The 24,393-nt window shown below is 65.4% G+C and carries 23 protein-coding genes, 1 tRNA gene and 1 pseudogene; 13 read left to right on the top strand and 12 right to left on the bottom strand.

The genetic code is table 11. From position 1 onward, the window contains the following. Positions 1 to 22: 22 nt before the first annotated feature. Together ACE10W_RS23350 and ACE10W_RS23345 are read right to left on the bottom strand one after the other, a co-directional pair. Positions 23 to 790, bottom strand: a complete 768-nt coding sequence (locus ACE10W_RS23350; protein WP_028171461.1) for an SDR family oxidoreductase — start codon at positions 788 to 790, stop codon at positions 23 to 25. A gap of 12 nt (positions 791 to 802) precedes the next feature. Next, a complete protein-coding gene (locus ACE10W_RS23345) occupies positions 803 to 2,002 on the bottom strand; it encodes a mandelate racemase/muconate lactonizing enzyme family protein (protein WP_038967093.1) in 1,200 nt (399 codons plus the stop codon). A gap of 173 nt (positions 2,003 to 2,175) precedes the next feature. Here ACE10W_RS23345 and ACE10W_RS23340 point away from each other — a divergent pair, with 173 nt between their 5' ends. Together ACE10W_RS23340 and ACE10W_RS23335 are read left to right on the top strand one after the other, a co-directional pair. Then, a complete protein-coding gene (locus ACE10W_RS23340) occupies positions 2,176 to 2,943 on the top strand; it encodes a GntR family transcriptional regulator (RefSeq protein ID WP_011088031.1) in 768 nt (255 codons plus the stop codon). Positions 2,944 to 2,967: 24 nt separating this feature from the next. Next, a complete protein-coding gene (locus ACE10W_RS23335; RefSeq protein ID WP_011088030.1) occupies positions 2,968 to 4,332 on the top strand; it encodes an MFS transporter in 1,365 nt (454 codons plus the stop codon). A gap of 50 nt (positions 4,333 to 4,382) precedes the next feature. On the opposite strand, the gene ACE10W_RS23330 is transcribed toward ACE10W_RS23335, so the two are convergent. The 5 genes from ACE10W_RS23330 to ACE10W_RS23310 form a co-directional block, all read right to left on the bottom strand. Continuing rightward, on the bottom strand, positions 4,383 to 4,619 hold the full coding sequence (locus tag ACE10W_RS23330) for a hypothetical protein (RefSeq protein ID WP_182871921.1): 237 nt from the start codon (positions 4,617 to 4,619) through the stop codon (positions 4,383 to 4,385). Positions 4,620 to 4,739: 120 nt separating this feature from the next. After that, on the bottom strand, positions 4,740 to 5,990 hold the full coding sequence (locus ACE10W_RS23325) for an arsenic transporter (protein ID WP_162603577.1): 1,251 nt from the start codon (positions 5,988 to 5,990) through the stop codon (positions 4,740 to 4,742). Between the two features lie 25 nt (positions 5,991 to 6,015). Further along, on the bottom strand, positions 6,016 to 7,284 hold the full coding sequence (locus tag ACE10W_RS23320) for an MFS transporter (RefSeq protein ID WP_182871920.1): 1,269 nt from the start codon (positions 7,282 to 7,284) through the stop codon (positions 6,016 to 6,018). 65 nt (positions 7,285 to 7,349) lie between these two features. Then, positions 7,350 to 7,790, bottom strand: a complete 441-nt coding sequence (locus ACE10W_RS23315; RefSeq protein WP_011088026.1) for an EamA family transporter — start codon at positions 7,788 to 7,790, stop codon at positions 7,350 to 7,352. A 151-nt stretch (positions 7,791 to 7,941) separates the two neighbouring features. Then, positions 7,942 to 10,419 (bottom strand): PAS domain-containing sensor histidine kinase, encoded by a 2,478-nt coding sequence (locus tag ACE10W_RS23310; RefSeq protein WP_182871919.1) that lies wholly within the window; start codon positions 10,417 to 10,419, stop codon positions 7,942 to 7,944. A 221-nt stretch (positions 10,420 to 10,640) separates the two neighbouring features. Between ACE10W_RS23310 and ACE10W_RS23305 the strand changes: the two genes are divergently transcribed. From ACE10W_RS23305 to ACE10W_RS23290, 4 genes are all read left to right on the top strand, one after another. After that, on the top strand, positions 10,641 to 11,723 hold the full coding sequence (locus ACE10W_RS23305) for a putative zinc-binding metallopeptidase (protein WP_182871918.1): 1,083 nt from the start codon (positions 10,641 to 10,643) through the stop codon (positions 11,721 to 11,723). 187 nt (positions 11,724 to 11,910) lie between these two features. After that, positions 11,911 to 13,926, top strand: a complete 2,016-nt coding sequence (locus tag ACE10W_RS23300; protein WP_182871917.1) for an acetyl/propionyl/methylcrotonyl-CoA carboxylase subunit alpha — start codon at positions 11,911 to 11,913, stop codon at positions 13,924 to 13,926. Between the two features lie 148 nt (positions 13,927 to 14,074). Then, positions 14,075 to 14,941, top strand: coding sequence for an oxaloacetate decarboxylase (locus ACE10W_RS23295; protein WP_011088022.1), 867 nt, complete (start codon positions 14,075 to 14,077; stop codon positions 14,939 to 14,941). Beyond that, a complete protein-coding gene (locus ACE10W_RS23290) occupies positions 14,938 to 15,237 on the top strand; it encodes an acylphosphatase (RefSeq protein ID WP_011088021.1) in 300 nt (99 codons plus the stop codon). The genes ACE10W_RS23295 and ACE10W_RS23290 overlap by 4 nt, the downstream gene beginning before the upstream one ends. A 176-nt stretch (positions 15,238 to 15,413) precedes the next feature. On the opposite strand, the gene ACE10W_RS23285 is transcribed toward ACE10W_RS23290, so the two are convergent. Continuing rightward, positions 15,414 to 16,934: a PAS domain-containing sensor histidine kinase gene (locus tag ACE10W_RS23285; protein ID WP_182871916.1), complete on the bottom strand. Its 1,521-nt coding sequence runs from the start codon at positions 16,932 to 16,934 to the stop codon at positions 15,414 to 15,416. 155 nt (positions 16,935 to 17,089) lie between these two features. On the opposite strand from ACE10W_RS23285, the gene ACE10W_RS23280 reads away from it, so the two are divergent. Genes ACE10W_RS23280 through ACE10W_RS23270 form a run of 3 tightly spaced genes read left to right on the top strand, consistent with a single transcriptional unit; the run spans position 17,090 to position 19,762 of the window. Further along, positions 17,090 to 17,647, top strand: a complete 558-nt coding sequence (locus ACE10W_RS23280) for a GbsR/MarR family transcriptional regulator (RefSeq protein ID WP_182871915.1) — start codon at positions 17,090 to 17,092, stop codon at positions 17,645 to 17,647. Between the two features lie 16 nt (positions 17,648 to 17,663). After that, entirely contained in the window at positions 17,664 to 18,329 is a 666-nt protein-coding gene (locus ACE10W_RS23275) for a DUF4166 domain-containing protein (RefSeq protein ID WP_182871914.1), read from the top strand. Continuing rightward, on the top strand, positions 18,326 to 19,762 hold the full coding sequence (locus tag ACE10W_RS23270; protein ID WP_370204469.1) for a TIGR01777 family oxidoreductase: 1,437 nt from the start codon (positions 18,326 to 18,328) through the stop codon (positions 19,760 to 19,762). The genes ACE10W_RS23275 and ACE10W_RS23270 overlap by 4 nt, the downstream gene beginning before the upstream one ends. A gap of 11 nt (positions 19,763 to 19,773) precedes the next feature. Here the strand turns inward: ACE10W_RS23270 and ACE10W_RS23265 are convergent, their stop codons facing one another. After that, entirely contained in the window at positions 19,774 to 20,625 is an 852-nt protein-coding gene (locus ACE10W_RS23265) for a LysR family transcriptional regulator (RefSeq protein ID WP_182871912.1), read from the bottom strand. A 113-nt stretch (positions 20,626 to 20,738) separates the two neighbouring features. On the opposite strand from ACE10W_RS23265, the gene ACE10W_RS23260 reads away from it, so the two are divergent. Then, positions 20,739 to 21,161 carry a 4-oxalocrotonate tautomerase family protein gene (locus ACE10W_RS23260; protein WP_161534612.1) on the top strand — a complete coding sequence of 141 codons (423 nt, stop codon included), beginning with the start codon at positions 20,739 to 20,741 and terminating at the stop codon, positions 21,159 to 21,161. Positions 21,162 to 21,206: 45 nt separating this feature from the next. Here the strand turns inward: ACE10W_RS23260 and ACE10W_RS23255 are convergent, their stop codons facing one another. After that, positions 21,207 to 21,920 (bottom strand): DNA helicase, encoded by a 714-nt coding sequence (locus ACE10W_RS23255; protein WP_182871911.1) that lies wholly within the window; start codon positions 21,918 to 21,920, stop codon positions 21,207 to 21,209. A gap of 199 nt (positions 21,921 to 22,119) precedes the next feature. Next, on the bottom strand, positions 22,120 to 22,869 hold the full coding sequence (lipB, locus tag ACE10W_RS23250; protein WP_182871910.1) for a lipoyl(octanoyl) transferase LipB: 750 nt from the start codon (positions 22,867 to 22,869) through the stop codon (positions 22,120 to 22,122). A gap of 67 nt (positions 22,870 to 22,936) precedes the next feature. Here lipB and ACE10W_RS23245 point away from each other — a divergent pair, with 67 nt between their 5' ends. The 3 genes and pseudogenes from ACE10W_RS23245 to ACE10W_RS23235 all read left to right on the top strand — a co-directional run. Continuing rightward, positions 22,937 to 23,179 carry a FliM/FliN family flagellar motor switch protein gene (locus ACE10W_RS23245; protein WP_011088012.1) on the top strand — a complete coding sequence of 81 codons (243 nt, stop codon included), beginning with the start codon at positions 22,937 to 22,939 and terminating at the stop codon, positions 23,177 to 23,179. A 165-nt stretch (positions 23,180 to 23,344) separates the two neighbouring features. Then, positions 23,345 to 23,429: transfer RNA gene (locus ACE10W_RS23240), tRNA-Leu, on the top strand. 357 nt (positions 23,430 to 23,786) lie between these two features. Then, a pseudogene (locus ACE10W_RS23235) lies at positions 23,787 to 23,900 on the top strand (isochorismatase family protein); the annotation flags it as partial. 29 nt (positions 23,901 to 23,929) lie between these two features. On the opposite strand, the gene ACE10W_RS23230 reads toward ACE10W_RS23235, so the two are convergent. Beyond that, complete coding sequence (locus ACE10W_RS23230) at positions 23,930 to 24,187, bottom strand: hypothetical protein (protein WP_063194972.1); 258 nt, start codon at positions 24,185 to 24,187, stop codon at positions 23,930 to 23,932. Between the last annotated feature and the right edge of the window lie 206 nt (positions 24,188 to 24,393).

Here is a 24,393-nt window from a genome sequence, read left to right as displayed (position 1 = left end):
TCTTTCCCTTAGCGTTTCGCGATCACATCGCGGCGATCATGCCGCCATCGACATAGATGATCTGGCCGTTGACGTAAGTGGAGGCGTCCGACGCCAGGAAGATCGCCGCGCCGACCAGCTCGTCCGGTCTGCCCCAGCGCTTGGAGGGGATGCGGCCCATCAGCCAGTTGTTGAAATCGGTGTTGTTGACCAGCGCCTCGTTCATGTCGGTCAGCATGTAGCCGGGGCCGATCGCATTGGCCTGGATGCCGTGCTGGGCCCATTCCACCGCCATCGAGCGGGTCAGGTTCTTGATGCCGCCCTTCGCTGCCGTGTAGGGCGCGATGGTGGGACGTGCGAGCTCGCTGCCGAGCGAGCCGATATTGATGATCTTGCCGCGCTTGCGCGGGATCATGCGCTTGCCGGCCTCGCGGCCGATCACGAAGGCGCTGGTCAGGTCAGTCTCGATCACCTTGCGCCATTCGTCGGTGGTGAACTCGACCAGCGGCTTGCGGTGCTGGATGCCGGCATTGTTGACGAGAATGTCGACCTCAATGCCCTTCTTGTCGAAGTCATTGAACGCCGCGACGATCGCCGGCTCGTCGGTGACGTTGAACGCAGCACCTTCCGCCTGGTGGCCGGCGGTACGAAATTCGGCGACGGCCTGCTCGACGCGCTTGGGATCGACGCCGTTGATAATGATCTTGGCGCCGGCCTTGGCCATGCCCTCGGCGATGGCGCGGCCGAGGCCGCGGGAGGAGCCGGTCACGAGTGCGGTGCGGCCGGAAAGGTCGAAAAGGGCGGTGCTCATCTCAAGAAATCCTCAGACGTTGGAGCGGCGCACGGTGAGATCGCTGCGGTCGAATACCGCAGGCAGCAGGTCGACGCCAAGGCCGGGGCCTTCCATCGGGAAAACATAGCCGTCCTTGATAACAGGCATCGTGGTGACGAGCTCATTGTACCAGCCCTTGTAGAAGGCGCGCACCGATTCCTGGATCAGCGTGTTGGGCTGGCTGAACGACATGTGGATGGCGGCGATGAAGCCGATCGGGCCGATGCAATCATGAGGAGCAAAAGGCCGGTGATAGGTTTCGGCCATCGCGGCGATCTTGCGGCCCTCGGTGAGGCCGCCGGTCCAGCACAGATCCGCCATCACCACATGCATGGCGTCGCGGTCGAGCATGTCCTTGTAGGGGAAGCGCGAGCCCAGCGTCTCGCTGGCGCAGACCCAGACGTCGGTCGAGCGCGCATATTCGGCGAGCGCCTGCGGCGAGTTCATGCGGATCGGGTCTTCGTACCAGGTCGGCTTGTAGGGCTCGAGCGCGCGCGCGATCTGCTTGGCGGTCGGCAGGTTCCACAGCGAATGGAGCTCGACCATGATCTCCATCTTGTCGCCGACGGCCTTGCGGATCTTCTCGAACGGCTCGATCGCCCGTTTCATCTGCGCAGCGGTGATGTAGAGCCCCTTGTTCTCCTGGGCCGCCGGATCGAACGGCCAGATCTTCATTGCGGAGATGCCGCTCTCCAGAAGGCTTTCGGCGAGCGCGTCGGCGTGGTGCATGAAGCCGTCGAGGTCCTCATAGGGACCCTTGGAGGCACCGAGATTCCAGTTCGCGACCGGGCTGATATTGGTGGAGCGGACATATTGCGTGCCGGCGCAGGTGTTGTAGATGCGCTGCTTGTCGCGGCAGAGGCCGCCGAGCATCTGGTGTACCGGCTGATTGCAGACCTTGCCGAACAGGTCCCACAGCGCGATGTCGATCGCTGAAGCGGCGCGATACTCGACACCGGTCGAGGATTGCGCCATCGGCAGGTTCAGCATGTCGCGGTGGATCGCTTCGATGTGCAGGGGATTGCGGCCGAGCAGTCGGCCGGCGAACGTATCGTGGATCTGCGCTTCGACCGCGCCCGCGCCATAGAAGGTTTCGCCGAGACCGATCATGCCCGTGTCGGTGTGGACGCGCACCCAGATGACGTTGGAAAATTCCTCGGTGCGCAGCGTCTCGATCGACGTGATCTTCACGGCAACAATCCTCCCATCACAGGCGCCTCGCGCCTGAAGTCTCATTTCGCACTGCAGCATGCCGCAGGTCGCGCCGAAGTCTTACGCCTGCTTGTAATATATCACAACATGTTTTAAGGGTGCCACAAATAGGCGCCACCCAGCAATGAGAGCGCGGCTGACAGGAGGACGACATGGCACGGCGCAAGCGCGCGCTCGAGGTGGTGAGAAACGAGGACGACGGCGAGGGCAAGCCCTCCCGGCGCAACCGGCTCAACTTCTTCGAGCTGGCTTACCAGAGGATCGAAGAGCTCCTCGTCCACTGCGAGCTCAAGCCCGGACAATTCATGACGATGCTGGAATTGCAGCACATCACCGGCTTCGGTCGCACACCGGTGCATCACGCCGTCAATCGTCTGTCCGCCGACACGCTCATCATCATCCGTCCGCGCCACGGCCTGCACATCGCGCCGATCGATCTTGCGCGCGAGCGGATGCTGCTGGCCTTGCGCCGTGACATGGAGCGCTTTGTCGTCCGGCTCGCGGCCGATCGCGCCAGCCTGTCGCACCGTAATCAGGCGCTGCACATCGAGCGCCTGCTGCGCGAGCGCCGCGCCACCCTGACCCTCGACGAATTCAATCACATCGACCGCCGCATCGATGCGCTGGTGTTGGAGGCGGCCGGCGAGCCGTTCCTGGTGCACACGCTGCGGCCGCTGCACACGCTGTACCGCCGCATCGGCTACATCCACCACCGCTTCATGCCGGGCCAGGCCGATCTTTCCGGCACGATCGACCATCATCTCGCCATTCTCGCAGCCGTCGCCAGCCGCCGCGTCGATGACGCCGTGAAGGCGAGCGATGCGCTGATCGACTACATGGGCGAGATGTTCACGGGCATGGAGGCGGGGATCGACCCGCGCCTACTCGACTGCAGCATCGAGCCGCTGCTCGGCGCGTAAAGAGTTCTGGAGAAAGGAAGAAGAATGTCGACGATGGCGATGCCACAACCGACCGCGAGCGAAGCCGCGGTCCGCTACCTGATCACGAACTACAGTCCCAAGGGTAACAAGGTCGGCTGGCTGATGATGGCCTCGATCCTCGTCGAGGCCTGGGATCTTTATTCGATCGCCTTCGTGCTGATCTTCATCAAGGAGCAGTACAATCCCGATCCGCTGATGCTGGGTCTTGCCGCCGCCGGTACGCAGGGCGGCGCGTTGATCGGCGCGCTGCTCGGCGGCTGGCTCTCCGACAAGATCGGCCGCCGCGTCATGTTCCTGGTGACGATGGTGCTGTTCATTGTGCTGGCACTGGCACAGGCTTTCGTGCCGACCGTCGGTTGGCTCGTCGTGATCCGCTTCCTGCTCGGCATTCCGCTCGGCTCCGATATCTCGACCGGCTACACCTACATCATGGAATCCATGGCCAAGGGTGAGCGCGAGGTCATGGGCAACCGCTGGCAGTTCATGTTCGCAGTCGGTGAAGTGCTCACCATCGGCGTCATCGTGATCTTCCTGCTGATCGACATGCAGCACGAGATGCTGTGGCGCGTGACGCTCGGCCTCGGCGCGGTGCCGGCGCTGATCATCCTGATCATGCGTCATGACGTGCCGGAGACGGCGGTGTGGCTGGTGCAGAAGGGACGCTACCGCGAGGCCAAGCAGGTCGCGCGCGAGATGTTCAACGACAATCTCGACATGCTGCCGGATCAGGATGTGGTGGTTCCGAAGACCAGCACGCGTGCGTTCCTCGCCGACCTCAAGAAGGATCCGATCCGCTGGCGCGCCACGGTCTACGGCTGGATCGCTTGTTTCACCCAGGCGAGCGAGTTCTCGACCTTTGCGTTCTACCTGCCCGTGCTGTTCGTGATGGTCGGTGTGTCGAGCGTGCTCGGCATCAATCTGGTGACGATGGCGCTGTTCTCCTTCGCCGCTCTGTCCGGGTGGGTCGGGCCGCTGTTGACGCCGAAGATCGGCCACCGCGGCATCGCGATCGCCGGCTTCTCGATCGTGATGGCCTCGTTGCTGGTCGCGGCCTTCGCGCTTTACACCGACAACAAGATCCTGCTGCCGTTCGCGGCCGCCGCGATGCTGTGGGGCCATTATTGGGATGCGTCGAACTGCATGACGATCCCGACCATGGTCGCCAAGCCGAAGTACCGCGGCACCGCCAGCGGCTTCGCCTACATGTTCGTGAAGCTGCCGTCGTTCCTGGCGATCTTCCTGTTCCCGACGGTATTCGCTGCGATCGGGCAGGCGAATGCAACGCTGATGGTCGCGATCTTCCCGCTGATCGGATTGCTCGCCGCCATCTTCATCCTGCCGGAAGTGTACGGCTACGAGAACGACTGAGGATGCGCTGCCCGGTCGCGGCCGTTATGGCCGCGATCGGGCTTTTCCAGCTACGGGCTCAGGAAGACGGGATCGATCCCGGTCCCATGGCTGAGCAGGCCGATCGCCTGAAGCTGGGCGGCGTGCAGGTCGATTTCCACGATGGCGAACAGGGCCAGCAGCGCCACGACGGTGAAGACGAGCAGGGGATGGGATGTCTCCCCGCGGCCTTCAGCGGGCGCGATGAAGCTCCGGATTTCGCGACGCAGGGAAAAGCGCTGCGGCAGCGCCTTTGATTGAATCTGCATGATGAACCTTCCTTGCCGCGGCATGTATCGCGCGACAAGTGAACTCTAGCCGCGGTAGCCCCGCCGGCATTGATGCACCGCAAACAATTGCACTTGATTGGTCGGCGGGTTCGGCCGCGACTACCTGATCGCGGCAGCCAGTGCGGCGACCAAAGCGGGCGGCGTCACCAGCAGACCCAGCTTGAGGAACGGCCAGGCGCCAACCTCGATCTTCTCCCGCCGCAGCGCGACCAGCCAGAGGATGGTGGCGAGCGACCCTGTTACCGACAGATTGGGGCCGAGGTCGACGCCGATCAGGATGGCGCTGACGACGGGCGCGGGCAAATGATCGCTGGCGGCGACCGAGCCGGCGACGAGGCCGACCGGAAGATTGTTGGCGACATTGGTGGCGAATGCGGTCGCGATGCCGACGCTCCAGGCAGCTTTCGGGATCGATTGCGCGACCGCTTGGTGCAGCAGCGCGCTGAGCTGCCCGATCACGCCGGTCTTCACCAGCGCTTCCACCAGGACGAAGAGCCCGCCGACCAGCGGCAGCACGCTCCAGGGCACGCCGCGCAGCACAGGCAAAGGTGACTGCTGGCTGATCAGCAGCACGATCGCGGACGTCGCCACGCCGCAGATGAAGGTCGGCAAGCCGAGTTGCCTGTCGAGCGCGGAGGCCGTGACCAGCACGATTCCGATCGCGATGATGCCCACGGCTGTGAGCTTGCCGCCGCGGCTGAGCTTCGGATGCGGCACGCTGCGCGCGATGGTCTCTTCCTTCAGCGCGCGGTGCTGGGTCAGGCGCAGAACGACATAGGTGAGCAGGATCGAGGCTGCCGAGGGCAGGGCGAACAGGCGCAGCCATTCGGTCAAATGCGGCATGCGCGCGCCGAACACGACGAGGTTGGCCGGGTTGGAGATCGGTAGCACGAAGCTTGCGGCATTCGCGATGAAGGCGCAGACGAACAGATAGGGCAGCGGCTTGGCGCCGGCCGCGCGCGTCGCGGCATAGACGGCGGGTGTCAGCACGATCGCGGTGGCATCGTTGGAGAGCAGCACGGTGACAAGGGTGCCGACGAGATAGATCAGCAAAAACAGCCGCTGCGGCGATCCGTCTGCATATTCCACCGCGAGCGCGGCGAGATAGTCGAACAGGCCCTCGAGCCGCGCCAGTTCGGCGATCAGCATCATGCCAATCAGGAAGAGATAGACATCGACGCCCTTCCCAATGCCGAGAAGCGCATCCTGCCACGGCAGCAAGCCGAGCAGCACGAGGGCGCCAGCGCCGATCACGGCCCAGATCGCTTCGGGGAGGCGGAAGGGACGGATGATGACGCCGGCGGTCGCGGCGACGATGATGCTCCAGGCCCAGATGGCGTCAGACGGCACGTTCAGTCCTTGAGGTTTGGTCGGCTCATTCGGCAGCGATAGCTGATGTCGGCGGCGCTGTCTTCCCCAGCGGCGGCAAGGTTCCATGCCGCGTCTCGGGCAAGGCGACAAGGCAGACGATCGCGCCGATCGCAGCGACCGCGCCGAGCGTGATGAACGCCGCGCTGTAGCCCGCACCGACCACGACGAGGCCCGCAAGCGTCGTCGACAGCGCCGCGCCGATGCTCTGGGCGGTGATGACCGCGCCCTGCGCGACGTTGAAACGTCCGGTGTTGCGCATGAGGTCGGCGACAATGACGGGGAAGATCGCCCCGAAGATACCGGCGCCGACACCGTCGAGAAGCTGCACGCCCACCAGCCAGAACGGATTGTCGGAGAGCGTGTAGAGCTCTCCTCGAATGGGCAGTATCAGCAGCGCAGCGAGGAAGAAGCGCTTGTGGCCCCAGCGGTCGGCCCTGGCGCCGACCAGCATCGCGAACGGCACCATCACCACTTGGGCTGCGACGATGCAGGCCGACATCAGGCTGGTGCCCATGTTCTTGTCCTGGAGCGCGAGCTTCTGGCCGACCAGCGGCAGCATTGCCGCGTTGGAGAGATGGAAGAGCAGGACACAGATCGCGAAGACGAGCAAAGGGCGACAGGTGAGGAGCACCGCGAGGCCTGACGGCTGTTCGCTGCGTGTATCGGCCTCGTGCAGCCCGCGGGCGAGATCGTGGTCGATGGCCCGTTCGGGGATCGCAAGAATGCTGACAAGGCTTGCGATCGCCATGGCGCTGAGAAGGTAGAACACCACGGTCGGGCCGAACCAATAGGCGGAGAGGCCGGCAAGACCCGCCGCGACCGCGTTGCCGGCATGATTGAAAGTTTCGTTGCGGCCGATCCGCCGCGTGAAAGCGGCATGGCCGAAGATGCCGAGCGAGACGGCGGCGATCGCCGGTGGAAAGACCACGGCGGCGGCCTGCGCGATGCCTTGCGAGATTGCGACCGGCACGAAGCCGGGGAACAACGGCAGCGAAAGCGATGCAAGCGTCACCATGATGGCGGCGACGACCATCACCAGCCGCTTCGCCCGGGTCGCATCGACCAGCGCGCCGGCCGGTGTCTGCGCCACGATACCCGCGACTGTGGCAATCGACATCACGAGGCCGATGCGCGCCTCGTCCCAGTGCTGCTCGGTGAGGAGATAGACGGCAAGATAGGGCCCAAGCCCGTCGCGGACGTCGGCGAGAAAGAAGTTGGCCGCATCCAGCGCACGGCCGGCCTGCCTTGCCTGTTCGGGATCTCGGCTCGACATCAGTCTCTCGATCGAGGCGAGAAGCGCCCCGGCAGCAACGGATGTCACGGCAGCTTTGTTCCGCGTCAAAACTTCACCGCGAGCAGCACCGCGCCGGCGCCGATCATGGCGATGCCGGTCCAGCCCTGCGCTGTCGGACGCTCGCCGAGGAAGGCGAACGCGAAGAGAGCAACCAGAACGACGCTGAGCTTGTCGATCGGCGCCACCAGCGTGGCGGGGCCAAGCTTCAGCGCGCGAAAATAGCACAGCCAGGATGCGCCGGTCGCGAGCCCCGACAGCACCAGGAACAGCCAGGTCCTGGACGAGATCGCCGAGGGCACGGCGAATTGCCCGGTGAAGAACAGCAGCACCGAAAAGGCGAGCAGCACCACGATGGTGCGGATGAAGGTCGCCAGATCCGGATTGATGTTCTCGACGCCGACCTTGGCGAAGATCGCGGTCAGTGCGGCGAAGCAAGCGGACAGCAGCGCCCAGGTCTGCCAGGCGGAGAGGAGGGCGGGTTTCATGTCGTCAAGTTCCGTTGCTTTGGGACGGGGCGCCAGCGCCGTCATTGCGAGCGCAGCGTAGCAATCCAGAGTCTTTCCGCGGAGGCAGCCTGGATTGCTTCGCTGCGCTCGCAATGACGGAGTCTGTGGGAGCTTCGTGCAACCATAACACTCACCGCGCCACCGACAGCTTTTCGGTGATCGCCTTGCGCAGGATGCGCGACAGCGATTCCACCGAATATGGTTTCTGGATCAGTTCGAAGCCGCGATGGGCGTTTTCGGCGAGCACGTTGCTGTAGCCGCTGGTGAGCACGACGGGCAGGCCCGGATAGCGCTCGCGGATGATGCCGGCGAGCTCGACTCCGTTCATGCCGGGCATGATGACGTCGGAGAAGACGAGGTCGACGGCGAATTCGTTCTCGCCGAGGATCGCGAGCGCCGCACTGGCGTTGGCAACACGGCGGACGACATAGCCGAGATCCTCCAGCAGCTCGGTCGAGAACTGGCCGACGTCGTCATTGTCCTCGACCACGAGCACGCGGTAGCCGCGCCCGGTGGTCGCGGCCTCGCTGGTCCGCGCTGCGGCTTCGTCGTCGGCGGCCGGGCTCTGCGCCTGCGGAAGGTAGATCGTGAAGGTCGCGCCTTTGCCAGGCGTGCTCATCACCGCGATGTCGCCTTCGGACTGCTTGGCGAAGCCGAACGCCTGGCTGAGGCCGAGGCCGGTGCCCTTGCCGACCTCCTTGGTCGTGAAGAACGGCTCGAAGATGGCGTCGATGTTTTCCGGCGCGATGCCGCTGCCGGTATCCGCGACCGAGATCGCGACATAGTCGCCGCCACGCGCCGATTGCGCGCGCAGGCTCGGGATGCCCTGCACCTTGCGCACCGCGATGGTGAGGCGGCCTTCGTCGTCCATGGCGTCGCGGGCGTTGATGGCGAGGTTGATCAAAGCGGCCTCGAACTGCGCGACGTCGGCGACGGTGAAGCAATCCGTGTCATGAACCTCGACGCTGATCTCGATGCGGCCGCCGACCAGCGGGCGGACCAGTTGCGCCACGCCCTCGACCTGGCTGCCGACATTGAAGATCTGCGGCTTCAGCGGCTGCCGTCGCGCGAAGGCCAGAAGCTGCGCGGTCAGCTTCGAGGCGCGCTCGACGGTGTCGGAGATGGCGTCGACATAGCGGCGGCGCCGCTCCTCCGGCAGCTCGCGCCGGCGCAGGAAGTCGGTCGCCGAGCGGATGATGGTCAGGAGGTTGTTGAAGTCGTGGGCGACGCCGCCGGTGAGCTGGCCGATCGCCTCCATCTTCTGCGACTGCCGCAGCGCTTCCTCGCCGCGGCGGCGCTCGGTGATGTCGACCAGTTCCGGCACCGCGCCCGTGATGTTGCCGTGGCGGTCGAGCACGGGGCGCATGCCGAACTCGAAATCGCGCTCGCCGATCGGCAGGCGCAGCCGCATCTCCATCCGCACCGCTTCGCCCCTCAGCACGGTCTCGAAGGCCTCGCGCGCGACGTTGCTCATGCCCGGGGTCTCCGTGAACCACGGCGTGTCCCAGAACGGCTGGCCGATGACGTCCCGCGCCTCGGTGCGGATGCCGGCGAGCGCGGTCTTGTTGGCGTAGAGCAATTCGCCCTCGAGGTTGACCAGCCCCTGATACTGGTTGCTGGTCTCCAGGATCGCGCGCAGGCGGGCCTCGTTGGATTCGAGCTCGGCGGTACGCTCGACGATGCGCTCTTCCAGCGTCTCGTTGAGCCGCCGCAGCTCGATCTCGGCCTGTTTGGCGGCGGTGATATCGTGGGCGACGCCGATGAAGCCGATATGCTTGCCGGTCGGATCCCAGCGCGGCTGGGATTCGGAGCGCAGCCAGCGCCATTCGCCGCTGGCGTTCTTGTAGCGCGCTTCCAGCACGAAGGGTTTTAGCGACGCTTCACCCTGGACGGATTGCTGGAGCACATGCGGCAGGTCGTCCGGATGCAGCACCTTGCGCCAGTCGAAATCGATGGCCTCCTCGTAGGGCAGGCCGACGAAGTCGACATAGGCCTGGTTGGCGAAGGAGCGCTTGCGGTCGAGTTTTGTGACCCAGATCGGCACTGGCGCGCTGTCGGCGATCAGCCGAAACCGGTCCTCGCTTTCGCGCAGCGTCTCACGAGCGAGCATCTGGTCGGTGATGTCGATATGGGCGCCGACGAGACGGATGGCGCGCCCGTTGCTGTCACGCTCGATCTTGGCGACGACGCGGATCCAGCGGGTCTCGCCGTCGCTCGGACGGATGATGCGGTATTCGGCGGTATAATCCTCGCTGGTCTCAGCCAGCACATCGAAGAAGTGTTTCACCGCGGCGTCGCGATCATCGGGATGGATGCGGTTGACCCAGTCCTCGTGCGATTCGTCGGCGGCCTCGGGGGGCAGGCCGTGGATCATCAGATATTCCGGCGAGCGGCGGTTCTTGAAGCCCTCGCGGAAGTCGACCTCGAGGCCGCCGACCTTGCCGATGCGCTGGATGCGCGCGAGCTCGGCCTCGCGCTCCTGGAGCGCGCGATAGGCATTGTCGCGCTCGCGCGCGACATCTTCGAGGTGCTGGCGCAGCCTTTCGGCGGCGATTGTCTCTGGCAAAGGATCGTTCAAGGCGTCGGCCGTTGTGATGCGTGTGCGCACGTGCCGGACCAATATTCACACAGACAAAGCGTGATAGCCATTGCTCAAAGGGGATAGATTGTCGGAAAGGCCCGCGGCCAGCCTGAACGCGGAAAAGTCCGGTCGGCTAACGGCGGGGCTGGCTATTTGTTCCGAAGATTGGAACGATGCGTCTGCGGACGCGTCTTTGCGAGGCGCCATAACGCTCATTCATAAAACTCCGTTTTCGAAGAGGCTAAATCTTGAAGCTCTTTGTCTGCCAGGCCTGCGGCAACGTCCTCTATTTCGAGAACCGCGCCTGTGGACGTTGCGGTCACCGCGTCGCCTTCCTCCCGGAGAGGGAGACGATGTCGGCGCTCGAGCCGGACGGCGAGGCTCAGGCGGTGTCCTGGACGACGCTGGCCGACAAGGGCGGGGGACGGATGCTGTGCCGAAATGCCGAGTACGATGCCTGCAACTGGCTCACGGATCCGGGCGATACCAACGGATATTGTCGCGCCTGCCGCCACAACGGCATGGTGCCTGATCTCTCCGATCCGGCTCAGCTCGCCGGCTGGCGCGAGCTGGAGGTGGCGAAACACCGGCTGTTCTATTCCCTGATCCGCTGGAAGCTGCCGCTCCAGAACCGGCAGGACAATCCCGAGCGCGGCCTGATCTTCAACTTCCTCGCCGACGATCCGAACAGCGGACAGAGGATCATGACCGGCCATGACAACGGCCTCATCACGATCGCGCTCACCGAAACCGACGGCATCGAGCGCGAGCGGCGCAGGCTGGAGATGGGCGAGCCCTACCGGACGCTGCTCGGGCATTTCCGCCACGAGGTCGGACATTATTTCTGGGACGTGCTGGTCCGCGAGGGTGGCAAGCTCGACGCATGCCGCGCCGTCTTCGGCGACGATTCGGCCGATTACGGCCAGGCCTTGCAGCGCCATTATGCCGAAGGCGCGCCGCCGGACTGGCAGCAGAGCTATGTCTCGGCCTACGCCACGACGCATCCCTGGGAGGATTTCGCCGAAACCTGGGCGCACTACCTCCACATCGTCGACACCCTGGAGATGGCCTCCGAGTTCGGTATGGAGGTGCGGCCGCGGGTCGATCGTGACGGAGAGTTGTCGACGCGGCTCCGGTTCAACCCCTACGAGGCACGTGGCGTCCAGCCGCTGGTCGACGCATGGCTGCCCTTCACCTTCGCCATGAACAGCGTCAACCGCGCCATGGGCATGCGCGACCTCTATCCGTTCATCCTGTCGCAGGCGGTGGTCGCCAAACTCGACTTCATTCACGCCCTGTTGCGGGACGTGGCCAGGGCCGGGAAGCCGTAGGCCCATCCCGGGGCGCGCCAAGCCCGTTGCCTAAGCCCGTTTCGGTCTTGCGCTGGTACACCAGAGGGGCCGGATTTAGACCGTTGCCTCCGGCCTATTTTAATGTACCACGGGGGTCACACGGCCCATCCCAGAGGCCCCAACGGTCGGGGAAGGGTCCCGCCCAAGGTCGAGACTCAAGAAAAGCATGTTCAAACGCATCCTGATCGCCAATCGCGGCGAAATCGCCTGCCGGGTCATCAAGACTGCCCGCCGGATGGGAATTGAAACGGTCGCGGTCTATTCCGAGGCCGACCGCGATGCCCTCCATGTCGAGATGGCCGACGAGGCCGTGCTGATCGGCCCGCCGGCTGCGGCCGAGAGCTATCTGGTGATCGAGAAGATCGTGGAGGCCTGCCGCAAGACGGGCGCACAGGCCGTGCATCCCGGCTACGGCTTCCTGTCCGAGCGCGAGGCGTTTCCGCGCGCGCTGGAGGCGGCCGGCCTCGTCTTCATCGGCCCGAACCCGGGCGCGATCGCCGCGATGGGCGACAAGATCGAATCCAAGAAGGCCGCCGCCAAGGCCAAGGTCTCGACCGTGCCGGGCCATCTCGGCGTCATCGAGGACGACAAGCACGCGGTCCGCATCGCCGACGAGATCGGCTACCCCGTGATGATCAAGGCCTCCGCCGGCGGCGGCGGCAAGGGCATGCGCATCGCGCATTCGAAGAGCGAGGTCGCCGAAGGCTTCAACCTCGCCAAGGCCGAGGCCAAGGCCTCGTTCGGCGACGACCGCGTCTTCGTCGAGAAGTTCATCGTCGATCCCCGCCACATCGAGATCCAGGTGCTGGGCGACAAGCACGGCAACGTCATCTATCTCGGCGAGCGCGAATGCTCGATCCAGCGCCGCAACCAGAAGGTCATCGAGGAGGCGCCGTCGCCGCTGCTCGACGAGGCCACCCGCCGCAAGATGGGCGAGCAGGCGGTCGCGCTGGCCAAGGCCGTGAACTATGATTCCGCCGGCACCGTCGAGTTCGTCGCAGGCCAGGACAAGAGCTTCTACTTCCTGGAGATGAACACGCGCCTCCAGGTCGAGCATCCCGTCACCGAGCTCGTCACCGGCATCGACCTCGTCGAGCAGATGATCCGCGTCGCCGCAGGCGAGAAGCTCGGCCTTGCGCAGAAGGACGTCACGCTGACCGGGTGGGCCGTGGAATCCCGCCTCTACGCCGAAGACCCGTTCCGCAACTTCCTGCCCTCGATCGGGCGCCTGGTGAAGTATCGTCCGCCGGCGGAAGCGAGCCAGGACGGCATCACCATCCGCAACGACACCGGCGTGCAGGAGGGCGGCGAGATCTCGATCCATTACGATCCGATGATCGCCAAGCTCGTCACCCACGCGCCGTCGCGCGCGGCCGCGATCGAGGCACAGGCGACCGCGCTGGACTCGTTCTATGTCGACGGCATCCGTCACAACATCCCGTTCCTGTCGGCGCTGATGCATCATCCACGCTGGCGCGAGGGCCGGCTCTCGACCGGCTTCATCGCCGAGGAATTCCCCAAGGGCTTTGCGGTGCGCGTGCCCGAAGGCGAGGTCGCCCGGCGGATCGCCGCGGTCGGCGCCGCCATCGACCACGTGCTGGGTGAACGCAAGCGTCAGATTTCCGGTCAGCTTGGTGGCCGCGTCGTGCAGCGTGAGCGCCGCCGCGCGGTCTGGCTCGACCGCCAGGAGATTTCGCTCGAGGTCGGTCGCGAGGGCGAGGCGATCGCGGTGCGCTTCGTCGATGCCGAGGGCAAGGCCGGCCACGTGCATCTATTGCAGTCGCCGTGGAAGCCGGGCGATCCGGTCTGGCAGGGCACCATCGACGGCCATTTCGTCGCGGTGCAGGCCCGGCCGATCGCCAACGGCATCCGCCTCGCGCATCAGGGCGTCGAGGTGCCGGTCTATGTCTGGACCGAGGCGGAGGCCGCCTCGGCGCGGCTGATGCCTGTGAATACGGCCTCCGACACTGGCAAGAAGCTGCTCTGCCCGATGCCCGGGCTCATCGTCTCGATCGCGGTGACCGAGGGGCAGGAGGTCAAGGCCGGCGAGACGCTCGCGGTGGTCGAAGCCATGAAGATGCAGAACGTGCTCCGCGCCGAGCAGGACGGCACCGTGAAGAAGATCCACGCCAGCGCCGGTGCGACGCTCGCGGTGGACGCACTGATTTTGGAGTTTGCGTAAGCACTCCGGAGCACAACAGTCGACCCTCACCCTGAGGAGCCGCGCTTGCGCGGCGTCTCGAAGGGCGAGGCCACCAGCCGGGCCTTCATCCTTCGAGACGCGCGCAAGAGCGCGCTCCTCAGGATGAGGAATTGAGAGTGAGGCGACCATGGCCTTTCGTTCCCGCCGCGAAAAACTGCGATCGATCCTGTCGGGTCCGGGCTGCATCCATCCCGGCTCGGTCTACGACGCCATCTCGATCCGCATCGCCGAGGATCTCGGCTTTCCGCTCGGCATGTTCGGCGGTTCGGTGGCCTCGCTCGCCGTGCTCGGCGACCCCGATATCACGCTGATCACGCTCACCGAGCTCGCCGAGCAGATGCGGCGGATGTCGCGCGCGTCCGCGCTGCCGGTGCTGGTCGATGCCGATCACGGCTATGGCAATGCGCTCAACGTGCGCCGCACCGTGCAGGAGCTGGAGACGGCGGGTGCGGCCGGTCTCACCATCGAGGACACGCTGCTGCCGGCCGCCTTCGGTGAAGCGAAGACGCAATTGATCTCGCTGGAGGAGGGCGTCGGCAAGATGAAGGCGGCGCTCAGCGGCCGCAGCGATCCCACGCTCGTCATCATGGGCCGCACTGGAGCTGCCGCGATCACCTCGCTCGACGATACGATCCGCCGCGCGCAGGCCTACGAGGCGACCGGCGTGGATGCGCTGTTCTTCACCGGCATCAAGTCGCGTGCCGAGCTTGAAGCAGTCGCAGCCGCGACGCATCTGCCGATCGTGCTCGGCGGCGCGCCGGAAGAATTGAATGCGCCCGATTATCTCGCCGGCCAGCGCGTGCGCATCGCGCTCCAGGGCCATGCGCCGATCGCGGCCGCGACGCAGGCCGTCCACGACACGCTGAAGGCGCTGCGCGAAGGCGCGCCGCCCAAAGCGCTCAAGGGATTGGCGTCCGCGGAATTGACCAGCCGTGTCATGCGCGAGGCCGAGACGAAGGCGCGCGGCGCCGATGTGCTCGGATTCAAGAAATGAGCCGGGCGATCCTCCAGGTCATGATCCGCGGCCGCGTGCAGGGCGTCGGCTATCGTGCCTGGGTCGAATACCAGGCCACCGCGAGCGGCCTCGAAGGCTGGGTCCGCAACCGCCGCGACGGCAGCGTCGAAGCGTTGTTCGCGGGCGCGCCGAACCACGTCGCCGACATGGTCGCGCTATGCCGCCATGGTCCGCCATCCTCGCGCGTCGACAGTGTCACCAGCGAGACGGCCGGTGCGGATGAGCTGAACCTGCGCAGGGCAGGGGAGAAGTTCTCGGTGTTGCCGACGGTTTGAGAGCTACACCTCGTTCCACACAGATGGTGTGCTCCCTCACCCCGTTCTTACGGGGAGAGGGTTGGGGTGAGGAGCCTCTCTCAACACGAGTGGTCGTCGAGTGACCTGTACCCCCTCACCCGAATTCGATCTGCGATCGAATTCGACCTCTCCCCGCAAGCGGGGAGAGGTGAAGATCACCTCGGCAGCTTCGCGATTGCTTCGCTCAGCTCGTGGATCTCGTAGGGCTTGCGCAGGATCGGGAAATCGCCGCGCACGTCGGCGGCGGCCTCGCTGTAGCCGGTGGCGAGCAGGATCGGCAGGCCGGGGCGGATCAGGCGCAGATGATGGGCGAGGGTGAGGCCGTCCATCTTGCCGGGCATCACGATGTCCGAAAAGACGAAATCGACGCCGTTTTGCTCGAGCTCGCGCAGCGCGGATTCCGCGTCGGGGACGCGGCGAACGCGGTAGCCGAGCTGCTCCAGCAGACCGATGCTGACGATGGCGACATCCGGATTGTCCTCGACCAGCAGCACCGTGCCGGCGCCGCGGAACGGCACCGCTTCCGCCGTTTCCCGCGCCGGCACATCCCGTCCGCGCGGCAGCAGGATGCTGAAAGTCGTGCCCTTGCCGAGCTCGCTTGCGACCTTCACCGTGCCGTCGGCCTGGTGCGCAAAGCCGTGCACCTGGGACAGGCCGAGACCGGTGCCCTTGCCGATCGGCTTGGTGGTGAAGAACGGCTCGAAAATCTTGTCGACGACGTCGGCGGGAATGCCGAGCCCGGTGTCGGCGACGTCGATCGCCACGAACTCGCCGGCGAGCGGAGCTTCGTCCAGCACGACGTTGCGGGCGCGGATCGTCACCGTGCCGCCGTCGGGCATCGCATCGCGGGCATTGATGACGAGATTGAGCAGCGCGGTCTCGAACTCCGAGACGTCGGTTCTGATCGGCCAGACCTCGCGGGCGACGTCGAAGGCGAGGCGCACGGCGCTGCCGACGCCGGCCTCGAGCACCTCGCGGATCGCCCCGATGCGCTCGGCAAGATCGATCGCCTGCGGGTTGACGCTCTGTCGCCGCGCGAAGGTGAGGAGCTGGTTGGTCAGCGCGGCGCCGCGCCGGGTCGCAGTCTCGATCGCCGAGATCGCGCGCTGGAGCTTGGCACCGTCGTCGGCGCCCCGCTTCAGGGTGTGAAGGCTGCCGCTGATGATCATCAGGAGATTGTTGAAATCGTGGGCGACGCCGCCGGTGAGCTGGCCGAGCGCGTCGAACTTCTGGGATTCGGCAAGCTGCTTCTGCATCGCCTCGAGCTTGAGCTCCGTGTTGCGTCGCTCGGTGATGTCGCGCGTGATCTTCGCGAAGCCGATGAGCTCGCCGTCCTCGTAGATCGGGTCGATCACGACGCTCGCCCAGAAGAAGGTGCCGTCCTTGCGGACGCGCCAGCCTTCCTCCTCGTAGCGGCCCTTGTCGCGGGCGATGCCGAGGGCGCGGGCGGGCTTGCCGTTGGCCCGGTCGGTCTCGGTGTAGAAACGCGAAAAATGCTGGCCGACGATCTCCTGGGGCGAATAGCCCTTGATGCGCTCGCCACCGATATTCCAGCTCGTGATGATCCCCTTGGGATCGAGCATGTACAGGGCGTAGTCGGCAACCCCTTCGACCAACAGCCGGAAACTGCGTTCGCTCTCGAACAAGTCTCTCTGCTGATTGGACTTTCTAACCATTTCGGACACCCTGCCTCGACCCGTGCAAACGCTGAATAAGTCGTTTGGTTCCTGGCCTCTGGGAAGTTTTTAGGCAAATGCAGCGGACGGTATGCAGGGGGACAGGCCGCCGGGGAGCACTTGACAGTCAATCTCATCCGTCAGATATTTCTGTTATGAAAGAAGCAACCGGAAAGAAGAAACTCCCTGCCGCCGTCGAGCGCTTCATCCTGCATTGGGGCGACATGGGCGACGAATGGGGCGTCAACCGCTCGGTCAGCCAGATCCACGGGCTGCTCTATCTGGCGGAAGCGCCGATGACCGCCGAGGACATCGCCGACACGCTCGGCATGGCGCGCTCCAACGTCTCCAACTCGATCAAGGAGCTGCTGGCCTGGAGCCTGATCCGGCGGGTGCCGATCCTCGGCGACCGCCGCGATCATTTCGAAGCCGAGACCGACATCTGGGAGGTTGCGGCCCGGATCGCGGCGCGGCGCAAGGAGCGGGAGCTCGATCCAGCGATCGTAGCGCTCCGGGCCTGCGTGTCCGATGCCGCCGACGATCCGACCATCAATCCGGTCGCGAGCAAACGGCTGAAGGAGATGCTCGCCTTCACCGAGCTCGCCGACCACTGGTTCATGCAGATGCTGAAGGTGCCGCGGCCGCGGCTGGTCGCCCTGATGCGGCTTGGCGAGAAGGTCGTCAACCTGCTGCCGCTGGGCAAGGTCAAATAGCGTCGGGGAGGGTGCGATGACGTCGGCTCGATTATCAGGTTCCAGCGCATCTCTTCCCACTCACGCCAAATTGCTCGACGACCGCCGCTTCCGTGCGTTGCTGTCGGACGAGGATTGGGGCCGCCTGCCGCTCGCGACCTGGCGGCGCTTTTCCAAGCGCGTCGCTGACGGCGACAGCGTCGTTTATGTCGGCGTCGTCGACGAGGTCGCTTTCAGCGACATCGGCTGGTGGCTCGCGCAGCTCGTACGCCTGATCGGCGGGCCATTGCCGACCGGCCGCGACACCGGCGTGCCGATGATCGTCACCGTCACCGAGGACGGCGCAAGCGGCGGCCAGACCTGGACGCGTATCTGCGCGCGTAAGCGCGGCTTTCCACAGGTGATCCATTCGGCAAAACGCTTCGCCGGCCCGACCGGGCTCGAGGAATATGTCGGCTTCGGCGTCTCGATGGCGCTGCGCATCGCGGTCGAGGACCAGGTGCTGACCTTCCGCAGCGCCGCTTACGGCCTCCAGTTCGGAAGCCTGTGGATCCCGTTGCCGCGATGGCTCACGCCGGGCGACCTCACGGTGACGCATCGCGATCTCGGCGAGGGGGCCTTCCGCTTCACCCTCGATCTCACTCACCCGCGTTACGGCGCGCTGATCCACCAGTCCGCCACCTTCAGGGAGGCCGTATCATGACGCCGCTGTTGTGGATCCTCATCGCCGTCCAGATCGCGATGGGCGTGTTCGACACCTTCTATCACCACGAATTCACCGAGCGCCTGGCCTGGCGGGTGTCGCAGCGCTTCGAGCTGAAGCTGCACGGCGTCCGCAACATGCTCTATGCGCTGTTGTTTCTCGTGCTCGGCTGGTTAGAGGTTTATGGCCTGCTGGCGCTCTTGATCGTCGCAGTGCTGGTCGCCGAGATCGTCATCACGTTGATGGATTTCGTCGAGGAGGATCTGAGCCGGAAATTGCCGCCGAGTGAGCGGATCAATCACACGCTGCTTGCGATCAACTACGGCGCCATCCTGGCGCTGTTGTTGCCGGTGCTGATCGATTGGGCGATGCAGCCCCTCGGGATGACGGTCGTGTATCAGGGCCTGCTCAGCATCGCCGCGACCGCGTGCGCGGTCGGCGCAGCGCTCTGCGGCGTCAGGGATTTTGCGGCGGTGCGCCGGCTCGGCCGCATGACGAGCGTTCCGGCGGCCGGGCTCGTCGAAAAGCTCCCTGGGCGCAAGACCGTGCTGATATCAGGAGCCACCGGCTTCATCGGCAGCCGCCTCGCGGCGAGCCTCAGCGCGGCAGGGCATCACGTCATCGCGCTCATTCGCAATCCGGCGAAGGCCGAGCTGCTGCCGCCGCCGGTGACGCTGATCACCAGCCTCGATCAGCTCGCATCGGGCATGCGTATCGATGCCATCGTCAATCTCGCCGGCGAGCCGATCGGCAACGGCCTTTGGACCGGGGCCAAGCGCGCGGAGATCCTGAAGTCTCGCATCGACATGACCGGCGAGGTCGTCAAACTGATCGCGCGGCTCGACCACAAGCCCGACGTGCTCGTCAGCGGCTCCGCGATCGGCTGGTACGGCCTGTGGGCCGACCAGGTGCTGACCGAGTCGGCGAAGTCGCATGCCTGCTTCAGCCACGAACTGTGCGCGGCGTGGGAGCAGGCGGCGCGGCCGGCGGAGGAGCTTGGCGTGCGCGTGGTCTATTTGCGCATCGGCCTCGTGCTGGGCACGGAAGGCGGCTTCATCACGCGCATGCTGACGCCGTTCGAGTTCGGCCTTGGCGGGCCGCTCGGCACCGGGCGGCAGTGGATGTCCTGGATCGAGCGCGACGATCTGATCCGGCTGATCGCCTATGTGATCGCGACGCCCGATCTCACTGGGCCCGTCAACGCCACCGCGCCGATCCCAGTCACCAACGCAAAGTTCACCGAGGAGCTCGGCCGCCGCCTGCATCGGCCCGCGGTGTTCCGCATCCCCGGCGGCCTGCTGCGTCGGATCGGCGGCGGCTTTGCCGACGAGCTTCTGCTCGGTGGCCAGCGCGTGCTGCCGAACAAGGCGCTGAGCCGCGGTTTTGTGTTCCGGCACGAGACGCTGCGCAGCGCGTTCGAGGCGATCTTGTGAGGTGATGGACGTCAGGCGGCAACGCTCTTGAACGTCGCCGCCACCGCCCGCAGCGCCGCCAGCTTGGCGGGATCGCTGACCTTCGAATGCAGCATGACTTTCGAACTCCCGAGCTTTGGCAGCTTGAGCGCCGGTCCGATATCAACGAGCCCGGCCGGCGCGATGCGCCGCGCCAGCGGTGCGATCGCAAGTCCGGCGAGCGCGGCCGCAACCACCGCCGTGACGCCGCCGCCGACAAAGCGCTCGCGCCAGGCGAGGCCGGCCTTGTCGAGCGCGCGGACCGCAATGGCGCGAACGCCGCAGGGCGGGGCGAGCGTCGCGAGCGGCAGCGGCTCACCCTTCGGCAGCGTGAAGCGTCGTGACGCGAACCAGCAAAACTCGTCCTCGGCGAGCTTCTCGCCGCCGCGGCGGCTGCCTTCCTGGCGGACGATCACCGCATCCAGCTCGCCCGCGTCATAAGCGTCCTGCATCTCGCGCGAGAAGCCGATGGTGACGGCGAGCGTGAGATTCGAAGACATCGCGTGCAGCCGTTCGAGCAGCGGCACCAGTTCGGGGCCCGCAGCATGGTCGGAGATGCCGAGCGAGAGGGATTGTGCAGTCGATGTATCGCCGGACAGCGCGCGGTCATGCGCTTCCATCAGCGTACGGGCGAGATCGAGGAACGCGGCGCCGTCGGCGGTGAGCCGAACCGCGCGCGGCGAGCGCTCGACGAGGCGTTTGCCGAGCAACGTCTCCAGCCGCTGCAGCTTGAGGCTGACGGCGGCCTGGGTGGTGCCGAGCGCTTCGGCGGCGCGGGTAAAGCTCTGGAGGTCGGCGACCAGCAGGAAGGCCTTGATGGTGGCGATGTCGAGGGTGGCTGTCATTATGATTAGTTATCACTGGTATCAATATAGATAAGATACCAAAATGACGCGGGGAGGTCTAGCTTCTCATCACCACCGCGCAACGCCAGTGCGGCATCTTGAGGAGAACGACCATGCCCTTGATCACCGTGTCCTACACCACGTCCCGCCAGTCGCCGTCGCTGAAGGCCGACATCGCCAGCGCCGTGTCCGAACTCACCGCAAAGATCCTGCACAAGGATCCCAAGGTGACCGCCATCATCGTGAAGTCCGTCGATGCGGGCGACTGGTTCGCCGGCGGCAGGTCGCTCGCCGAGCAGAAGCTCGCAAGCTACTGGATCGACATCCACGTCACCGAAGGCACCAACACCAAGGACGAGAAGGCGGCCTATCTGGCCGCGATGTTCAAGCGCATGGCCGAGATCCTGGGCCCGCTGCACCCCGAGACCTATCTGCATGTCGACGAGGTCAAGGGCGATGCCTACGGCTTCGGCGGACTGACGCAGGAGCGGCGCTACATCGCCGGCAAGCTCGAGGTTGCGCTGAAGGCGGCATGACGTTGCGGGCCGCGGGTGAACCATCTCACCCGCGGCCCGAAGCCATCAGCTCGCCGCGCGGAACTGCACTTCGGCGTTGTTGATGAAGCACGTCTTGTCGAACAGCTTGAGGTCCAGCGGGTTCGGCAAGCGGACATCGTCGAGGTCGGGGCATGGCTTGAGTGAGGGATCATAGGACCGGTCGATCTGCGAGATGAAGACGACGATCAGCCCCTTGTCGCGCGCGAACGATTTCAGTGCGCGCACCTGAACGGTCAGGTCGGGGTTTTCCCGTCGCTGGTCGAGCAGTTGCAGATAGTCGATCACCACGACCGTGCCGCGGGGGGCTGCGGCCATCTGCTTGACGACGTAATCGGCGCTGATCGCGTCGGAGCAATCGACCTCGAACATGTCAGCGAATTGCGCGGGGTCCACGCCGATCGCCCGAAGGCGTTCCAACACGTCTTTCTCGGTATATTCGAGCGAGAAGAACGCGGCGCGATGGCCCGACTTCATCGCCTCCACGGCAAGCTCGAGGCTCATCAGCGTCTTGCCCTGACCGGGGCGCGCCCCGACCAGCACCAGGTCACCCGGCCGGAATTGCGGGAACAGCCGATTGGCCGGCGTCATCGCGGCGGCTTTTGCCGCAAGCATGCTCCAGGCGGAAAACCCTTCCGTCGTGGCGATGCGGTCAAGCGCGTGGTGGAGCGGAATGCCTTCCTCGCGGGACAGGCGCTTCGCCTTGCGCTTCAGATGATAGATGGGTGCAGAGAGTCTCATCGTCAAAACCTCCCATTGCGAGCATGGATCGCAACCCCTCCTTATGCCTGGCGCTCGAACAGTCGGCCGATGATCAACTCGCCCGGCATGAGGTCTGCTTTCCCGGCGGAGGGGGGAGGCGTGGGCGGCACCTGAAACAAGCATAGCCGATTCCATTACGAGCGGAGAACTCGCGCGGTCAGGCTCGAACAGGAAAATGTCAGGCGGCCGCTTCCGGCACCAGCGCGCGGGTCGGTCCGAACAGCTCTTCGAACGCCTGCCGAAGCGCGACGTCGACATCGGCCATCGTCACGAGCTGGCCGAGATCGACCAGCGAGGTGACGCCGTAGCGGGGATCGGCGACGCCGCAGGGCACGATCCCTGCGAAATGCGACAGCTCCGGCTCGACATTGATGGCGATGCCGTGGAACGCGACCCAGCGCTTCAGCCGCACGCCGATCGCGGCGATCTTGTCCTCGTGTTCCGACCCCTTGTCGGGCCGTTTCACCCAGACGCCGACCCGGTCCTCGCGCCGTTCGCCGCGGACGTTGAAGGCGGCGAGCGTCTTCAGGATCAGCTCCTCCAGGCTCGCGACATAGGCCCGGACATCAGGCCGGCGGCGCTTGAGGTCGAGCATGATGTAGGCCACCCGCTGGCCGGGCCCGTGATAGGTGAGCTGCCCGCCGCGCCCGGTGGCGAAGGTCGGGAATCGGGGATCGAGCAGGTCCGAATCCTTGCCCGAGGTGCCGGAGGTGTAGAGCGGGGGGTGTTCGAGCAGCCAGACCAGCTCGGGGGCCTCGCCGGCCGCGATCGCGGCAACCCGCGCCTCCATGGCGGCTACAGCCTCCGGATAGGGCACCGGCGCGTCCGAAATCCGCCACTCGACGGGCTCGCCGCCTGTGGCGGAAAACGACGTCAGATCGAGGTCTTGACGCTGATCTTGGCGGGGGTTTTGAGGCGAATTAACCATTGGCTAACCATAACGTGGTGATGATTGCAGGCGCAAATGCCAGTCTCAAGTTGCGGCGGTCCCGACAGTGCCCACTCTCGATAAAGTCACCGTGGATCTCATGGTCGTCCTCGGGACGACCACCATGCCGATCCATCAGGTATTACGTCTTTCCCGCGGCGCCATCATCGAGCTGGATGCAACCGAGGCCGACGAGGTCAAGGTTTTGGCCAACAACCTGCCGGTCGCCTCCGGCGTCGTGCTGGTCGACCGCAACCGGATCGCGGTCGAGGTCAAGCAGATGCTGCCACGCACGCCGGGCACGCGATAGCGGCCCCGGGCATGCGGTAAAGGCCGATCCTGCGGGGAGGGCCGGAACTTTCCTGCCAAGCTTGTGGAATTCTGGGTCTTTGCAGGCTTGTACCCCTCTGATGGATTTGTTAGATCGGCGCCGTTGATCCGGCCGGCCCTCAAGCCTCAGGCCGGCATCCCCAAAGCGCTCGTGGCGGAACTGGTAGACGCGCTGCCTTGAGGTGGCAGTGAGTAAAATCGTGGGGGTTCGAGTCCCTCCGAGCGCACCACAAGGCCGAACTTGGCTTTGAAATCCCTGAAGTTTTTCTGATGTAGACCCGGGACTGGCGCCACGCCGGCCCTCTTCCGCGCGCAGCTTGCGTCGGTCGGAGCCGTCGCGTGGCCGGTCCGATCGAACGCGGCGATCTTCCCCATTATTCCGCTGGCGCCGTCAATCGATCCCGCGATTCGCCGGCGTGATGGAGCGCGCTGATGGCGCGGGGCTTCGCCCACCGCGGATGACCGCGGAACGACGGCTGTCGGACGCGCATGACAGCCGATGTGCTCGCCGCGTGCCGTCGCGCGGCCATGCGTTTGAAGGTGGAGGACGACGAGGGACAGCGCGTCGGAAGTTGCCGACATCCCGGGCGGAGACGGACGTCTGCGTCCTGTCGACGGTCCTGAGCATAGTCGACCTCGGCTTCAGCGTTGTCATCGTCGAGGACGCGCTGTGCAGCTCGTCCGATGTCGGGCACGATGCGGGCGGGAGTAGGGTGATGATCCGCCCCCCTCAGCCATATTCCTCGCCTATGCCGTATTCGCGGTAGATCTCCAGCGGGTCGAGATCAGGAAACAGGCGGCATTTGGCCTGGGCGAGGTGCAGGCTCACCGCCGCCGGCTCCTTGCCGTTCGCAAGCATCTTGCGGATGTCGTCCATATGCGCGTTCGGCTGGTGCTTCGGCTCAAGCTGCTCCAGCGCGACCAGCGCCGTCGCGAGAGCTTCGGTCAGAACCCAGTCGTCGTGGCCCGTGATTCCCTTCTTCGGCATCGGCAGACCCCACATATGGCGGCGAGCCGCAGTCTATCGCGACTCCCGCCAGATCGCCATTGAGCGTTGCGGACATCCGTGTGCGGAACGGGCCGGCCGTCGTGGCCCGGCTTGCATTATGGCCGCGCGTGGCTAAAAGGCGGCGAGTTGAGGGCGATGGTATCTTTGTTGAAACGAAGTTGGCGTAGACGGGCCCGCGCGGCATT

Source organism: Bradyrhizobium sp. B025 (genome assembly GCF_042257955.1).
Lineage (GTDB): Bacteria > Pseudomonadota > Alphaproteobacteria > Rhizobiales > Xanthobacteraceae > Bradyrhizobium > Bradyrhizobium diazoefficiens.
Note: the sequence above shows the minus strand (reverse complement) of the source record. Positions and strands in the feature narration are given on the sequence as shown.

Excerpts from the sequence above, each read along its gene's own strand:
- ACE10W_RS23350 (WP_028171461.1), bottom strand. The coding sequence starts at position 790 with ATGAGCACCGCCCTTTTCGACCTTTCCGGCCGCACCGCACTCGTGACC.
- ACE10W_RS23340 (WP_011088031.1), top strand. The coding sequence starts at position 2,176 with ATGGCACGGCGCAAGCGCGCGCTCGAGGTGGTGAGAAACGAGGACGAC.
- ACE10W_RS23335 (WP_011088030.1), top strand. The coding sequence starts at position 2,968 with ATGTCGACGATGGCGATGCCACAACCGACCGCGAGCGAAGCCGCGGTC.
- ACE10W_RS23330 (WP_182871921.1), bottom strand. The coding sequence starts at position 4,619 with ATGCAGATTCAATCAAAGGCGCTGCCGCAGCGCTTTTCCCTGCGTCGC.
- ACE10W_RS23320 (WP_182871920.1), bottom strand. The coding sequence starts at position 7,284 with ATGTCGAGCCGAGATCCCGAACAGGCAAGGCAGGCCGGCCGTGCGCTG.
- ACE10W_RS23315 (WP_011088026.1), bottom strand. The coding sequence starts at position 7,790 with ATGAAACCCGCCCTCCTCTCCGCCTGGCAGACCTGGGCGCTGCTGTCC.
- ACE10W_RS23300 (WP_182871917.1), top strand. The coding sequence starts at position 11,911 with ATGTTCAAACGCATCCTGATCGCCAATCGCGGCGAAATCGCCTGCCGG.
- ACE10W_RS23295 (WP_011088022.1), top strand. The coding sequence starts at position 14,075 with ATGGCCTTTCGTTCCCGCCGCGAAAAACTGCGATCGATCCTGTCGGGT.
- ACE10W_RS23290 (WP_011088021.1), top strand. The coding sequence starts at position 14,938 with ATGAGCCGGGCGATCCTCCAGGTCATGATCCGCGGCCGCGTGCAGGGC.
- ACE10W_RS23285 (WP_182871916.1), bottom strand. The coding sequence starts at position 16,934 with ATGGTTAGAAAGTCCAATCAGCAGAGAGACTTGTTCGAGAGCGAACGC.
- ACE10W_RS23280 (WP_182871915.1), top strand. The coding sequence starts at position 17,090 with ATGAAAGAAGCAACCGGAAAGAAGAAACTCCCTGCCGCCGTCGAGCGC.
- ACE10W_RS23275 (WP_182871914.1), top strand. The coding sequence starts at position 17,664 with ATGACGTCGGCTCGATTATCAGGTTCCAGCGCATCTCTTCCCACTCAC.
- ACE10W_RS23270 (WP_370204469.1), top strand. The coding sequence starts at position 18,326 with ATGACGCCGCTGTTGTGGATCCTCATCGCCGTCCAGATCGCGATGGGC.
- ACE10W_RS23265 (WP_182871912.1), bottom strand. The coding sequence starts at position 20,625 with ATGACAGCCACCCTCGACATCGCCACCATCAAGGCCTTCCTGCTGGTC.
- ACE10W_RS23260 (WP_161534612.1), top strand. The coding sequence starts at position 20,739 with ATGCCCTTGATCACCGTGTCCTACACCACGTCCCGCCAGTCGCCGTCG.
- ACE10W_RS23255 (WP_182871911.1), bottom strand. The coding sequence starts at position 21,920 with ATGAGACTCTCTGCACCCATCTATCATCTGAAGCGCAAGGCGAAGCGC.
- lipB (WP_182871910.1), bottom strand. The coding sequence starts at position 22,869 with ATGGTTAATTCGCCTCAAAACCCCCGCCAAGATCAGCGTCAAGACCTC.
- ACE10W_RS23230 (WP_063194972.1), bottom strand. The coding sequence starts at position 24,187 with ATGCCGAAGAAGGGAATCACGGGCCACGACGACTGGGTTCTGACCGAA.